Source organism: Actinosynnema sp. ALI-1.44, from assembly GCF_001984155.1.
Taxonomy (GTDB): Bacteria; Actinomycetota; Actinomycetes; order Mycobacteriales; family Pseudonocardiaceae; genus Kibdelosporangium.
The window spans coordinates 273,162-287,152 of the sequence record NZ_MTQO01000052.1 but is presented as its reverse complement, the minus strand read 5'-3'; the positions used below and the strand labels follow the sequence as shown (position 1 = coordinate 287,152).

Annotated in this window: 12 protein-coding genes; 9 read left to right on the top strand and 3 right to left on the bottom strand. The window is 68.3% G+C overall.

What is annotated here, in order from left to right; translation table 11 throughout:
* Positions 1 to 11: 11 nt before the first annotated feature.
* The gene (gene mptB / locus ALI144C_RS39220) at positions 12 to 1,640 is read right to left on the bottom strand and encodes a polyprenol phosphomannose-dependent alpha 1,6 mannosyltransferase MptB (protein WP_237774532.1); all 1,629 of its coding nucleotides are present in this window, start codon (positions 1,638 to 1,640) and stop codon (positions 12 to 14) included.
* A gap of 211 nt (positions 1,641 to 1,851) precedes the next feature.
* Positions 1,852 to 2,607, bottom strand: a complete 756-nt coding sequence (locus ALI144C_RS39215; protein ID WP_076992294.1) for a nucleoside phosphorylase — start codon at positions 2,605 to 2,607, stop codon at positions 1,852 to 1,854.
* Between the two features lie 51 nt (positions 2,608 to 2,658).
* Between ALI144C_RS39215 and ALI144C_RS39210 the strand changes: the two genes are divergently transcribed.
* Positions 2,659 to 3,396 (top strand): AMP-binding enzyme, encoded by a 738-nt coding sequence (locus ALI144C_RS39210; RefSeq protein ID WP_076992293.1) that lies wholly within the window; start codon positions 2,659 to 2,661, stop codon positions 3,394 to 3,396.
* Here ALI144C_RS39210 and ALI144C_RS39205 read toward each other — a convergent pair.
* Entirely contained in the window at positions 3,338 to 5,089 is a 1,752-nt protein-coding gene (locus tag ALI144C_RS39205) for a GNAT family N-acetyltransferase (RefSeq protein ID WP_076992292.1), read from the bottom strand. The two genes, ALI144C_RS39210 and ALI144C_RS39205, sit on opposite strands and share 59 nt — an antisense overlap.
* 45 nt (positions 5,090 to 5,134) lie before the next feature.
* Here ALI144C_RS39205 and ALI144C_RS39200 point away from each other — a divergent pair, with 45 nt between their 5' ends.
* The 8 genes from ALI144C_RS39200 to ALI144C_RS39165 all read left to right on the top strand — a co-directional run bounded on the left by ALI144C_RS39200 (position 5,135) and on the right by ALI144C_RS39165 (position 13,962).
* On the top strand, positions 5,135 to 5,824 hold the full coding sequence (locus tag ALI144C_RS39200) for a hypothetical protein (protein ID WP_076992291.1): 690 nt from the start codon (positions 5,135 to 5,137) through the stop codon (positions 5,822 to 5,824).
* A gap of 3 nt (positions 5,825 to 5,827) precedes the next feature.
* On the top strand, positions 5,828 to 7,162 hold the full coding sequence (locus tag ALI144C_RS39195; RefSeq protein ID WP_076992290.1) for an NACHT domain-containing protein: 1,335 nt from the start codon (positions 5,828 to 5,830) through the stop codon (positions 7,160 to 7,162).
* Complete coding sequence (locus ALI144C_RS39190) at positions 7,162 to 7,944, top strand: hypothetical protein (protein WP_076992289.1); 783 nt, start codon at positions 7,162 to 7,164, stop codon at positions 7,942 to 7,944. Before ALI144C_RS39195 ends, ALI144C_RS39190 begins: the two co-directional genes overlap by 1 nt.
* A gap of 32 nt (positions 7,945 to 7,976) precedes the next feature.
* Entirely contained in the window at positions 7,977 to 10,214 is a 2,238-nt protein-coding gene (locus tag ALI144C_RS39185; protein WP_076992288.1) for a hypothetical protein, read from the top strand.
* Positions 10,215 to 10,318: 104 nt separating this feature from the next.
* Positions 10,319 to 11,029, top strand: a complete 711-nt coding sequence (locus ALI144C_RS39180) for a helix-turn-helix transcriptional regulator (RefSeq protein ID WP_237774531.1) — start codon at positions 10,319 to 10,321, stop codon at positions 11,027 to 11,029.
* Positions 11,026 to 12,477: a Fe-S cluster assembly protein SufB gene (gene sufB / locus ALI144C_RS39175; RefSeq protein WP_076992286.1), complete on the top strand. Its 1,452-nt coding sequence runs from the start codon at positions 11,026 to 11,028 to the stop codon at positions 12,475 to 12,477. The genes ALI144C_RS39180 and sufB overlap by 4 nt, the downstream gene beginning before the upstream one ends.
* 1 nt (position 12,478) lies before the next feature.
* Entirely contained in the window at positions 12,479 to 13,639 is a 1,161-nt protein-coding gene (gene sufD, locus ALI144C_RS39170) for a Fe-S cluster assembly protein SufD (RefSeq protein WP_076992285.1), read from the top strand.
* Complete coding sequence (locus ALI144C_RS39165) at positions 13,636 to 13,962, top strand: non-heme iron oxygenase ferredoxin subunit (RefSeq protein WP_076992284.1); 327 nt, start codon at positions 13,636 to 13,638, stop codon at positions 13,960 to 13,962. Before sufD ends, ALI144C_RS39165 begins: the two co-directional genes overlap by 4 nt.
* The last annotated feature ends 29 nt before the right edge of the window (positions 13,963 to 13,991 follow it).

Here is a 13,991-nt window from a genome sequence, read left to right as displayed (position 1 = left end):
AACCAAATAGCCTAGGGCCTGGCCGGAGCGGTGTCGTCGGACCCCTCGGCTGGAGCGACGGGGGTCACCTTGCGCGGCAGCAGCGGGACACTCCGGTTGAGCCAGAAAAGCAGCCCGAGCAACACGATGATCGCCGCGATGTAGGCGAACGCCATCACGTACGTCCGGCCCGCGAACGTGCCGCCCGTGGTCGGCAGCAGCACCGACGCGACCGTGCACCCCATTGTGGCCAGGCGCCGGAACCGCCTGGTCCCGGCGAGCGACGCGGCCAGCGGGATGGCCGGGAACAGCAGGTACCAGGGCTGCATGGCGGGGTGCAGGATGAGGAACGCGGCCAGCGACACACCGAGGCCGGTCATCACGCTGCGCCTGCCCGCGAGGCTGTCCCACATCATCTTCACGGTGATCAGCCCGGCGGTGCCGTAGCCGAGCAGCGTGAAGATCTCCAGCACGGCGGTGGTGTGGTTGCCGAGGCCGAGCGTGATCCCCAGCACGCCGCCGAGGTTGCCCAGCTCGGACACCGGGGACATCCAGCTGCGGACCAGGCTGGGTGTGTCCAGCGCACCGACCCAGCCGAAGCCGAGGCCGGTACCGAGGCACACGGCGGTCATCGTGACGCCCGCGGTGGCCACGAACAACGCGCCGACCGGGAACAACCGTGGCACGCCACCGCCCCATCTGCGCGTGACTTGGACGCCGACGAACGCGGCAGCCACCAGCGCGGGCACTTTCACGGCCGCGCCGAGCGTGATGACCGCGATGCCGAGCAGGACGAACGTCCATTCCCGGCGTGCCGACGTGATCGGCGGATCACCGGGCCGCGGCAGGTAGCGCAGCGAGATCTCGATGCCCGCCATCATCAGGCCGATCGCCAGCGCCTCGTTGTGCCCGCCACCGACCAGGTGGAACAGCACCAGCGGGTTGGCCGCGCCGAACCACAACGCGGTGACCGGCTGAACCCCGAAACGCCGCGCGAGCCGGGGCAACGCCCAGACGAACAGGGCGATGCCCACGATGGCCAGGAGGCGTTGCGTGAGAACGCCCGTGACGACGTGGTTGCCGGTCACGGAGTTGAGCAGGTGCCCCAGGTAGAGGAACAGCGGTCCGTACGGCGCGGGCGTGTCCCGCCACATGTTGGACACGCCGCGGGTGAGCGGGTGGTCCTGGCCGAGTGCCTGGCCCGGGCCCAGTTCGTATGGGTCCAGACCGAGCGACACGATCGAGCTCTGCGCCAGGTAGCTGTAGACGTCCTTGGAGAACAGCGGCATGGCGAAGATCAGCGGGACGCCCCACATCATCAGCGTCCGGTTGAGCTGCGCGCGGCTGATCAGCCGCGGCCGCCCCGGCTTGGCGAACTTCCCGAGCAGCAGCCAGCCGGTGATGATCATGCCCATGCCGAGCGTGCCGATCCCGAGCGACACCGCGGGGATGCGGGCGAAGAGGCCGAGCACGGGCACGCTGGGCAACGGGTTGAAGATCGGCAGGGCACCCGCGCCCAGCGAGCCGAAGACCAGCAGCAGCGAGCCGATGGTGCCGAACCGCCGGATCAGGTCGAGCTGACGGCAGTCCTGCTCGTCCAGCGGCGGTGGCTTCGCCACGACAGCCGGGACCGCCACGTCGACCGGCGCAGGTTCGCTCACCACCACGGACCGAAGGGTATCGGCAGGCCAACCGGGTGAGGGGCGGAACCCTCAACCCAGCAGTCGTGTGACGGCGTCAGCGCCCGAGCCCGCGAGCTCGCGCACCACCAACCGGGTGTTCATCTCCACCACGCCGTGCGCGGAGCAACCCGCACGTCAACGCGGTGCGCTACCAGGGCGCGATCGCCGACGTCGAGCAGGCACTGAAGCCCTAGAACCGGCCGGTGGCCTCGATCGCGAGCGGCAGCAGCCGGGCACGGGCGTCGCTCGCGGTCCAGTTCCGCAGGTCCCATTTCCCGCCGCTCAGGTCGTCGCCCGCATACAGCAGCAGCCCGAGCCTCACACCGCGGAACCGGGCCGCCGCGAGCAACGCGGACGCCTCCATCTCGACGAGGAGGCAGCCCTGGTCACGCCGGGCGGCCACCATGGCGGGGGTTTCCCGGAACGGCGCGTCGGTCGTCCAGGTCAGGCCGACCGCGTGCGGAACCGATTGCTCCTCGAGCAACGCCACCAGCGCGTCGACCACGTCCGGGTCGGTGTCGATGCTCACACCCGGTGGGGCGTAGTGAAACGAGGTGCCCTCGTCCCGGATCGCGCCGGACGGGACCACGACGTGCCCCATGGCGAGCTCCACCAACGCCCCGGTGCCGCCGCAGACCACGAAGCTGCGCACGCCACCGGCGATCGCGCGTTCCAGGTGGTGCACGGCAGTCGGCGCGCCAACCGTCGGGTGGAACAGCGCGACGCGCTCACCGGCGGAGTCCTCGGTGATGTAGATGTCGTGGCCGCCCATCTCGACGGTGAACCGGCCGACCCGCCTCGCCGCACCCCGCTCGACAAGCGCCGCGATCTGCTCACGGAAGAAGCACAGCACCGCTCTCTCCGGCCATGGCTCCGACAACTTCGGCGCCGACGGGGAGTACATGCCCGCACCGGTCGAATCGAACTGCAGCAGCGGAAGATCCATGTCCCGACTGTGGCACGATTGTCCGACCGCTGGGCGAGGGGGCGTGGTGACATGGCGTACGACGATGTCGAGGCGGAACTTCGCAAGCACCCGGAAGTACGGGCGTGCGTGGTGGCCAAGATCCGGACCGGGCCGCGCAAGCACACGCTCGTCGCCTACGTGGTCACCACCGGCCCGGCCGATCCGGCTGGGATCCGGGCGTTCCTGTCGCAGCCCCGGTTACCCGCCAAGCGGATCCCGCAGGCCGTGATCCCGGTGGACACCCTGCCCCGCACCAGTTCCGGTGAGCTGGACCGCAGCGGTCTTCCGCTCCCGGTGCTGCCCGGCCGAGCCACGGGCGGCAAGGAAGCCCTGTTCGACATGGGCGACCGGCCGCTGGCGGGGTTGGTGCTGGTCCTCGCGGTGTTCATCGGGTTCCTCGCGTTCGTGCTGACCAACGTCTTCTGGCCGGGCTCCACGGATCTGTCGGTGGTGCCCCAGCCGTACGCCGGGCTCTTCACCGGCCTCTACGCGGCGGAATGCCTGGCACTCGGCTTGGGGATCGGTTTCCTGCTCCTGGGCCGCGGGCGACTGACCCGGATGGGGCGTCCGCCGTGGTTGACCACGCTCGCCCACCTGTCGGTGGTCTGGCTGCTCGTCGCGTGGTGGCCGCAGGACAACTTCTACCGGCTCGCGGCCAAGACCGACTGGGGCCGCCAGGCCGCCCTCGTCTACGGGTTCAACGTCACGCTCATGATCGCCGCGGCCGTGCTCGTCGCCTTCGCGCTGCGCGAGCGTCGCGTGGATTGACCCCCAGGTCGCCGAACATCTCGCTCAGTGCCGCGTTCGCGCCGCGGATGGCGGTTTCCGCCTCCGCGAGTGCCGCGCTGGTGCGGGCCGCGATCGCCACACCCAGGTAGGGGACGGGATCGAATGCCGCTGTCGGAATCGTGACCAGCGGAGTCGCGCCGATCTCCTGGCACTGTCGGGCAACGCGGGCGACGTGGGCGCGCAGCGCCTCCGAGGGCAGCCGCGCACCGAGCGGTAACCAGTCGATCGTGCGGACGAGGTGGTGGCCCCCGCGCACGCGGTCGAGTGCGGCTTGGATGTGGAACGCGACGGCCGGTCCGGTGAGCCGCAGGTTGATCTCGACCGGGGCGAGGCGGCCCGACTGGTCGGTGACGAAATCGACGTCGTACCACCCTCGATAGCGTTCCCTGGCCAAGGCGTGGCCGAGCGCGATCCCGAACTCGGCGGCCGTGTCGGCGAGCCGTTCGGGCAGGACACCGGGGCCGACGGTGACGCCGCGGTAGCTGGTTCCGTCGATGTCCATCAGCCCGGTGCCGACCGGGTGCACCTCACCGGCGGCGTCGACGACGGCGTCGAAGGTGGGGTTGCGGTACGGGCCCGATCCGTCCACGTACTCCTCCACGAGCAGCTTGCCCGCCCACCGCCGCGTCAGTGCGCCAATCCGTTGCGCCCCAGGGGACACGATCAGCGTTCCGGACCCGCCGACGCCGTACTCCTGCTTCAGCACGACCTTTGCCCCGCTGGCGAGTTCCCTGGCGAGCGCCCGGCGTGACCCGGCAGGCCGTTGCAAGGGGACCATGATCCCGTCGATTTCGGCAGCCAACCCGCTGAACAGCGCGTGCCCGTGTTTTTTCGACTCGTACCGGCTGATGGCCGCCAGCACGCCACCGGGTGACGGGGAAATCGGTTCGAAAGCAGCCGTCCGGCCCCACGGCAGCACTGCGGACCCACGGGAAGTGAGACGTTCCAACAGATCCGGCCGGTCGACGATCGCACTGGACACGCGGCCGTCATCGGCGACTCCGCTGTGTACCTCCACGTCGCCCCAACCGAGCACGGCACCGGTGTCCCGCACCCACCAATCGTCGACCTGTTGCGGCAGAACGATCATCGCGGGCTTCCGTCCGCAGAACGCGGCCATGCAGGAGTAGTGGTCCGGACCCCGCACCCGGCCGGTGAACTGGCCGTTGAACTCGGCGACATTGCCGACGTGAACGGTCGATCCGGCCCCGCTCCAGGCCACCGACCACGACGGCTCCGGCCGAACCGGCCACGCCACCAGCACAGGCGTGCCGCGGTTCGTGTCTTGCCGCTCCGCGCCCATCGCCAGGTAGAACCCTTCGGCGTGGGGGTCGGACTCGATCCGCACCCGAGTGAACCCCAGCCGCGCCGCCTCGGCCATCACATGCCGGTACAGCACACGCCCGACGCCCCGTCCGATCGCATCCGGTGCCACGAACAGCAGGCCGATCTCCCCGCCGGGCGGCTCACCGTCCAAAGTGGCCACACCGAGGACCGCGCCGTCCCGTTCGGCGACCACTGTGCGCCGTGCGACGACGTCGTCAGGCCGAAGCCGGAGCACGTCCTGGCAGTCGGCCAGGAACGCCGCGTCGTAACCCCAATGCGCCTTGGAACGCATGGTCAGTTCGCTGAGCGCCACGGCTTCGTCCGGACGCGCCGCCCTCAGATCCATAACCTGACTGTGGCACGATTATCCGACCGTGCGCGAAGGGGTCATGTGTCGGGCAACCGGATGGATGGCACGTTCCACGGCCCCTTCGTCCAGGCGGGCGAGATCCACGGCGATGTCCACTTCCACGCGGTGGGACCGGAGCGGAAGCCACCGGTGCCACCCCCGGCCGACTGGGCGGACCTGCCCGAACTCCCGTCGCCGATCCGGTCCTTGCTGCGTGCGCAGGTCCAAGCCGCGCAGGACTTGCCGTACCGGCTGCCCGGGGCACGGCGACCGTCGTTGGCGACGGTGTACGTGCGCCAGGATCTCGGGACCGGGACAGAGGAACCGGCGGAACAGACACGTCCGGAACCTATCCTCGACAGCAGAGGGCAGCTGATCGACTCCCCGAACCCGCCGGTGGCCCGCCTGGCTGTCCGACCGCCGTCCCGGACTGTCAGGGCGGCGTTGGACGGAGACGACCACCTGCTGGTCACCGGAGGCCCAGGCCAGGGCAAGTCGACCCTGTCGTTGCGGCTGGCGGCGGACGTGGCCGCGCGGTGGGCGAGTTTCGGACCGGACCCCTTGGCCGAACCGGTGGTGCCACTGCGGCTGACGGCACGCGAGCTGGCCACGCGTCTGTCCGTGCCGTTCCCCGAGGCGGTCGCGCAGTGCGTGCACGTGGAGTACGGCGCACTGCTGGCCGAGCAGGTCGAACCGGCCGTGGTGCGGGAACGTGTCGCGGGCTGCCGTTGACTGATGCTGGTCGACGGCCTCGACGAAGTCGCGGACAGCGCGGCACGGGACAAGCTCGTCAACGTCCTGGCCAATTGGGCGTCGGACGACAACTCGCCCTACCGGATCGTGCTCACGACCCGTCCCATCGAGGGCTCGGCGTTGGCGCCGCTGCAACGGATCGGCGCGGCGCGGTACGAGCTGCAACCGTTCGACCATGAAGCGCTGCGCCAGTTCGCCGTCAACTGGTTCGAGAACGAGTCGCTGGGAGAGCGGTTCGTGCGGCAGATCCGCGCGGCGCACCTCGACGAACTGGTGCGTGTGCCCCTGCTGGCCACGATCGCGGCGATCATCTTCGAACAGCACGGCGACCGCCCGTTGCCGGACAACCAGTATTCGCTGTACGAGGTGTATCTGAAGTACCTGCGATCCGCGCGTTCTCACGAGCCGAGCCCGCTCGACCAGGCCTGCGGGGCGTTGCTTGAGCACCTGGGCGTGGTGCGTCTGGAAACCGACACCTCGCTGGTGGCTGCGACTCTGGAGTGGGCGGCGCGGCACCTGCCGGACTCGCCGGGCGAAGATCTGGTCACCTGTCTGGCAGCCGTGGGCCCGGTCACCCGCCGTGGTGACGACTTGCGCTTCCTGCACCACAGCTTCGCCGAACATCTCGCGGCCACGGCGAAAGCCCGTCTCCTGCCCACCGAGTTCGCCCCTGGGCAACCCGAGTTCGCGCGCCTGCTGCACGCCGCGCGCCCCGATGAGCGCGGCAGGTACGCCCGAGCGGTGCTCCTGCACTTCACAAGGTTGCACCCCGCCGAAGCCGACGTGCTGATCCGGTGGCTGCGCGCCAACAATGCCGAAGAACACCTCCTGGCTGCGCGACTGCTCGCTGGACATGTCCCCGCTTCGACCGAGGTGGTCGACGCGTTCCTGACCACCGCGAGAGCATGGGCGAAAACCACCCAGTACCCCGCTTTGCGAATCCTGCAACAAACCAGCCGGGCGGCACATCACCCGGGCATCGCAGCTGGCTTGCCGAGATCATGCGGGAAACGGAAAGCCCTTGGGAGTCCCGTGTCGAAGCCGCGACGGCACTGGCGACACGGTTGCGCGGCGACGAGTCCGCCGAGGCTGTTGCCCACTTGCGACAGGTCGTCGATGACGAGTCGATCGCCATCAGGCACCGCCTCAGCGCGGCGGAGGCCCTGTCGGATTGTGGCGGTGAAAGGGAAACCGCCGAGCGGGGGTTGCGAGCGGTCCTCGCCGACCCGGCCGCGACCGCACGGCAATGCCGGAACGCGGCGTTGGTGCTGGCCAACTTCGATGGCGCCGCCCGTGCTTATGCGGTCGAGTCGCTGATGGCGTTGCTCGATGACCCTGTGACACCGGATGGCGACCTGGTCGAAGCGGCCAACGGTCTGGTGGAGATCGGGGTCGAGTTCCACGACAGGTGCGCCGACGTGTTCCGTGCGGTGCTCGCTGGCGGATCGGAGCTGTCGCCCTTCAGAGATGCCGCACTCGCGTTGGCGGCGCTCGGAGCGGACCAGTTGGCTGAGGCTGCCGACGCGTTGGCCAAAGCAGCCGGTGATTGTCGGTTCAGTGCCATGCATCGCACCAAAGCGGCAACAGGCCTCGCCAAGTTGGGTCCGCAGTACCGGAAGGTCGCAGCCGATCTTGTGCGTGCGATGGCGGCAGAGTTCTCACCGGGGCCGCACGCCCTGCGCATCATCGCGGAGGCACTGGCGGATCTGGGACTGCGCGTGCAGGCAGCCGACCTGCTCCGCAAGGCACTGTCGGATCCGTCCTCGACCACGAACAACCGTTACTGGGCGGCCCAGACCTTCGCTGAGTTGGGCAGTGAGTACCGAGCGGAGGCCGCGGGGGTTTACCTCGGTCTGGTTGAGGACCCACGCAGCGAGTCGTTCGAACGGGCAGGTGCGCTCGGCAGGCTCGCCGAATTGGGTGAGCCGTACCGGGACTCGGCCGTGGTGGCGTTGCGGAGGATGCTCACGGGTCAGGTGGAACATCGAGTGATCCCGCCGTCCAGACGCGGGCATGGCAGATCCTGCGGAACACCGGCACGAAGTACGCGCAGGACGCCGCACATTGGCTGCCCGGACTGCTGGAACCCGAAGAGGTAACGTCCTGGGAGGACTATGACGACTGGCCGTCGTTGACCGACAACGACGGCGCCCGTGACTTCATCGCTTCGGCGATGACCGGCGTGGCCAACGACCCCAGTCGCAAGGGGGCGTTCCGGGGCAATGCGGCGAACAGGCTCATCTTGCTTGGCAGGAAGTACCACCAGTTGGCGTTTGCCGCGATCATCGACATGCTCGGCTCGGACGATCTCCCTGCGTACCAGCTGAGGTTCGTGATGTCCGGGTTGACAGCCGCGCTCAGCGCCGTGCATCGAACCGAGCTCGCCGACGCGGTTCTTTCGAGGCTTCGCCGTTCGGATGTGACGGCGAGCGATGTGCTCTCGATCGCCGAAGCGTTATGGCGAATCGGGAACCCGGCTGATCCGGAGATCGTCGACCGGCTGCGTCACATCGTCGCCGACGATGTGCTGGACTCGGTGGTACGAGCCGACGCTGCCGTGACCCTTGTCCGCATGGTGCCCCAAGAACTCGAGACCGCCGCCGACCTGGTGTTGCGACTCCACCACGACGGGACCGCGTATTCGTGGCGCCAACGAGTGAGCGAACTGGCCAGGCTGGGGGCGAATGTGGTGCCGCGCCTACGGACATTGATGTCGGATCCGGACGCTCCCAGAACGGTCCGTGACAAAGCGGCTTTTCTCCTTGCGGGCAACCACGAGGCCGCACGTGAAGAGGCGCTGGAGGAGTTGGGGGCGCAGGCCCGCGATGAGTTCCTCGATTTCTACTGGTCCACCGACGTCGCCTACGCACTGGCTGGAGTCGACCGTGCCACTGTCGATTGGGCTGTCCACATCCACAAGGCCGTTCTGGACGACGCGCGGCAGCCGGTCAGTGATCGTTGTGTGGCGGCGGCCCAACTGGCTGATCTGGATGCGTCCTGCGCTCCGAGGGCTGCCGCAATGCTTCGGCACTTCGTGTCCAGCTTCGAGAGCACACCCGATGACCGCGAGCTCGGCCTGAGATGGTTGTCCTATGTCTGTTCCTTTGATGCGCCTGAGTACAGTGCGTTGGTACTCAACGTCGCCGCTCACCCGGAAACGAGGGCTGCGACGCTCAGTGGAATCACCCGGCGTCTTCAAAACAAGCCGTTTATGGTCACGAGGCGCTCGTTGCTTGCCGATTCGACTCTTCCAGTGCGGGACCGAGTCGATGGCATCACTGTGTGGGGCAATCCACGGCTGGCAGGCGAAGCGGAGATGGTGATCCGGGAAACGCTTGGGGCGGTGGAGACTTCTCCGATCGAGCGGATGAGGGCCGCGGTCGCGTTGGCCGGGCTCTCGCCCCGGCACATTCCCGAGGCGCTGCGCCTGTTGGAGGACATGAGCAGCACGGACGAACGGTACGGATTACGCGAGTTGTGCGACCTGAGTCGTCCAGTGCGTCAACGGGTCATCGACCAGGCGATGGCTGCGGCGGACAGTGGTGCGTGGCGACAACGACTCGATGCGGCTCGGTGGTTGCTGTACCTGATGCCGCACGTCCCGGAGTCCATGGTCGGTGTTCTGCGTGCTGTCGTCGCGGATCAGCGGACCTCGGACAGGGACAGACTCACGATTCGTATCGCGCTGGGCGGGCACGACGGACTGAATCCCGCGCGGGCAATGCGCGACGACCCACGCGCCTCGGCCGCCGTCCGGTGGCTCGCCGCTGACAAGCTGAGCGAGTACGACATCGCCGACCGGGCCCAAGGTGCCCACATCCTGCACGACATCGCCACGTCGATACGTCGATGTCCGCTGCGGTGGCGGGCAGCGCGGGACCTACTGAAGTTCGGCGAGCGCGGCCGTGAACTCGCTGTGCCGGTCCTGCGGGCGATGCTCGCGGACGAGGACACGCCGACACTCACCCGGGTGAATGCCGCTCGGGCGTTGACCACGGCCAGGCCAGACCTCCGCGGTGACCTCCTCCGCAGGTTGCGACGGCTGCGGACAGCCGAGAATCCCCTGGTACGCATCCAGGTCTTCCTAGCCATCGGCGACATCGCCGCGAGCGAAGCCGCCAGATTCCTCGCCGACATGACACATGACCGCGACCTCACACAAGGAACGCGTCTGAGAGCCGCGACCGCGATGGCCGAACTACGCCGTGACTACCGGGAGAAAGCAGCCGTCGTCGCTCGCGAGGTGGCGCACGACGAGACCGCGCCGTGGCACATCCGGGTGAAAGCTGCCAGGTCACTCGCCAGGTGGAGCGAGGTGTGCCGTGCCGAGGCCCGTGAAGTCCTCAGGGCCCTGACTACGCACAGGTGAGTCGGAGGCTACTGAGCGTTGCGTGTTCGTCGCCATCGAACATGACTGGAGTCACGGGTGGCCCTCGTTGAGCGAGCGCGAGCCAATTAGGTAACATCAATGTTGTGAAAAACACCGGACCCGCTCAGCAGGCGGCCGACGGCAGCACGAGGCTCGCCGTCGCCCGGCTGCTGCTCGAGCAGGGCCCGGTGAGCGCGGTGGCGATCGCCGAGCAGCTCAAGCTCAGCGGTCCGGCTGTCCGGCGACACCTCGATGCTCTCCTGGTCGACGGCCAGGCGTGCACCAGGGACGCTCCGCAGCGCAAGGCGCGGGGACGCGGTCGTCCGGCCAAGCTCTTCCTGCTGACCGAGGCGGGCCGGGCCCGGTTCGGGCACGCGTACGACGACCTGGCTGTCGCGGCGATCAGGTTCCTCGCCGAGACGGGCGGGCAGGAGGCCGTGCAGGCCTTCGCCGAGCGCCGGATCAAGACCCTCGTCGATCCACACCGGACTTCCGTGACCTCGGCGGACACGCCGCAGGAGAAAGCGGAGGCCCTTGCCGCCGCGTTGACCCGTGAGGGCTACGCTGCCTCGACTCGCAAGGTCGGGGCGGGGGAACAGCTGTGCCAGCACCACTGCCCGGTGGCGCACGTCGCGGCCGAGTTCCCCCAGCTGTGCGAGGTCGAGACGGCGGCGTTCGCCGACCTGCTCGGCACCCACGTGCAGCGGCTGGCGACCATCGCACGTGGCGATGCCGCGTGCACGACGCACATACCGGTGGAGCCTTATTCCACCTCATCAGGCCCACCGATCCCGGATGGAGGGAATCCCGCATGACTGCCGCTGCCGAGCAGCGCACTCCCACCACAGCTGTGCCGATGACCCAGGACGAGACTCTGGCGACCCTCGGTCGTTACGAGTACGGCTGGGCGGACAACGATGTGGCTGGGTCCAGCGCTCGCCGTGGCCTGAACGAGGACGTCGTTCGGGACATCTCTGCCAAGAAGAGCGAGCCCGAGTGGATGCTCGAGAGCAGGCTCAAGGGCCTGCAGCTCTTCGAGCGCAAGCCGATGCCCAACTGGGGCTCGGACTTGTCCGGCATCAACTTCGACTCGATCAAGTACTTCGTGCGCTCGACCGAGAAGCAGGCCCAGAGCTGGGAGGACCTGCCGGAGGACATCAAGAACACGTACGACAAGCTCGGCATCCCCGAGGCGGAGAAGCAGCGCCTCGTCGCCGGTGTCGCGGCGCAGTACGAGTCCGAGGTCGTCTACCACCAGATCCGCGAGGACCTGGAGGAGAAGGGCGTCATCTTCCTGGACACCGACACGGCGCTCAAGGAGCACCCGGAGCTGTTCAAGGAGTACTACGGCTCGGTCATCCCGCACGGTGACAACAAGTTCTCCGCGCTCAACGGCGCGGTCTGGTCCGGCGGCTCGTTCATCTACGTGCCGAAGGGCGTGCACGTCGACATCCCGCTGCAGGCCTACTTCCGGATCAACACCGAGAACATGGGCCAGTTCGAGCGGACGCTGATCATCGTCGACGAGGACGCCTACGTGCACTACGTCGAAGGCTGCACGGCGCCGATCTACTCGTCGGACTCGCTGCACTCCGCGGTCGTCGAGATCATCGTCAAGAAGGGCGGCCGCTGCCGCTACACGACCATCCAGAACTGGTCGAACAACGTCTACAACCTGGTCACCAAGCGCGCGAAGGCCGAAGCGGGCGCGACCATGGAGTGGGTCGACGGCAACATCGGCTCCAAGGTCACCATGAAGTACCCGTCGGTGTTCCTGATGGGCGAGCACGCCAAGGGCGAGGTCCTCTCGATCGCGTTCGCGGGCGAGGGCCAGCACCAGGACGCGGGCGCCAAGATGGTGCACATGGCGCCGCACACGTCGTCGACCATCGTGTCGAAGTCGGTGGCCCGTGGCGGTGGCCGCACGTCGTACCGCGGTCTGGTCCAGGTCAACAAGCGCGCGCACCACTCGAAGTCCACTGTGAAGTGCGACGCGCTGCTGGTCGACCAGATCTCGCGCAGCGACACGTATCCCTACGTGGACATCCGCGAGGACGATGTCCAAATGGGGCACGAGGCCACGGTCTCGAAGGTCAGCGAGGACCAGCTGTTCTACCTGATGTCGCGCGGCCTGACCGAGGACGAGGCGATGGCGATGGTGGTTCGCGGATTCGTCGAGCCCATCGCGCGTGAGCTGCCAATGGAGTACGCGCTCGAGCTGAACCGCCTGATCGAGCTGCAGATGGAAGGGGCCGTCGGCTGACATGGCGGAGCTAGTCAAGGAGCACTCGCACGGCGCGGGCGCTGTCGTTCCCGCTTCCTCTCGTGCGGCGCAGTTCGCATCGTTCGACGTGGACGCGTTCGAGGTACCCGGCGGTCGCGAGGAGATCTGGCGCTTCACGCCGTTGAAGCGCCTGCGTGGCCTCCACAGTGGAGCGGCCGCCGACGGCGCCGTCACGGTGTCGGTCGAAGCCGCCGACGAGGTGAAGGTCGAGACCGTGCAGCGCGGTGACGCCCGGCTCGGCACGGCGGGCACGCCGGACGACCGGATCGCCGCGCAGGCCTGGTCGTCCTTCGTGGACGCCACGGTCGTGACGATCCCGAAGGAAGCCAGGCCGGACACCATCTTCGTCAAGGTGGCCGGTCCCGGTGCGGGCAAGGTGGCCTACGGGCACCTGCAGGTCCGCGCCGAGCAGTTCGCCGAGGCCGTCGTGGTCGTCGACCACAGCGGTTCCGGCACGTACGCCGACAACGTGGAGTTCATCGTCGGCGACGGCGCCCGGCTCACCGTGGTGTCCGTGCAGGACTGGGCGGACGACGCGGTGCACGTGTCGTCGCACCACAACAAGCTGGGCCGGGACTCGACGCTGCGGCACACGACGATCACCCTCGGCGGCGACGTCGTGCGGTTGTCGCCGACCGTGACGTACACCGAGCGCGGCGGCGACGCCGAGATGCTGGGCCTGTACTTCGCCGACGCCGGGCAGCACTTCGAGAACCGGACGTTCGTCGACCACGCGGTGCCCAACTGCAAGTCCAATGTGGTCTACAAGGGCGCGCTGCAGGGCGAGGGCGCGCACACGGTGTGGATCGGTGACGTGCTCATCCGCGCGGCCGCCGAGGGCACCGAGACGTTCGAGCTGAACCGGAACCTGATCCTGACCGACGGCGCCCGCGCCGACTCGGTGCCGAACCTGGAGATCGAGACCGGCGAGATCGTCAGCGCCGGGCACGCCAGCGCCACCGGTCGGTTCGACGACGAGCAGCTGTTCTACCTGCAGGCCAGGGGAATCCCGGAGGAGCAGGCGCGCCGCCTCGTCGTGCGCGGCTTCTTCCACGAGATCCTGGTCAAGATCGGCGTCCCCGAGCTGCGCGAGCGGCTCGAAGCGGCGATCGAGGCCGAGCTCGAGGCGGTCGGCGCGTGATACGGGCATGTGCACTGTCCGAACTGGACGACAAGAAGCCTCTTGCCGTCGAGGTCGGCGACGTCGCCGTCGTGCTGGTGCGCGAGGGCGACGAGGTGCACGCCCTGCGAGACGAGTGCTCGCACGCTTCGCTGTCGTTGTCCGAGGGCGAGGTCACCCGCAAGGGAATCGAGTGCTGGCTGCACGGTTCGTGTTTCGACCTGCGCACCGGGCAGCCGTCCTCCCCGCCCGCGACCGAACCCGTTGACGTCTACGCGGTTCGCGTCGACGGCGACGACGTCTACGTCGACCCCACCACCGTGGTTAACCAACCGCGGCCCTGAACTGACTGCGCAAAACGGAGAAGACGAAG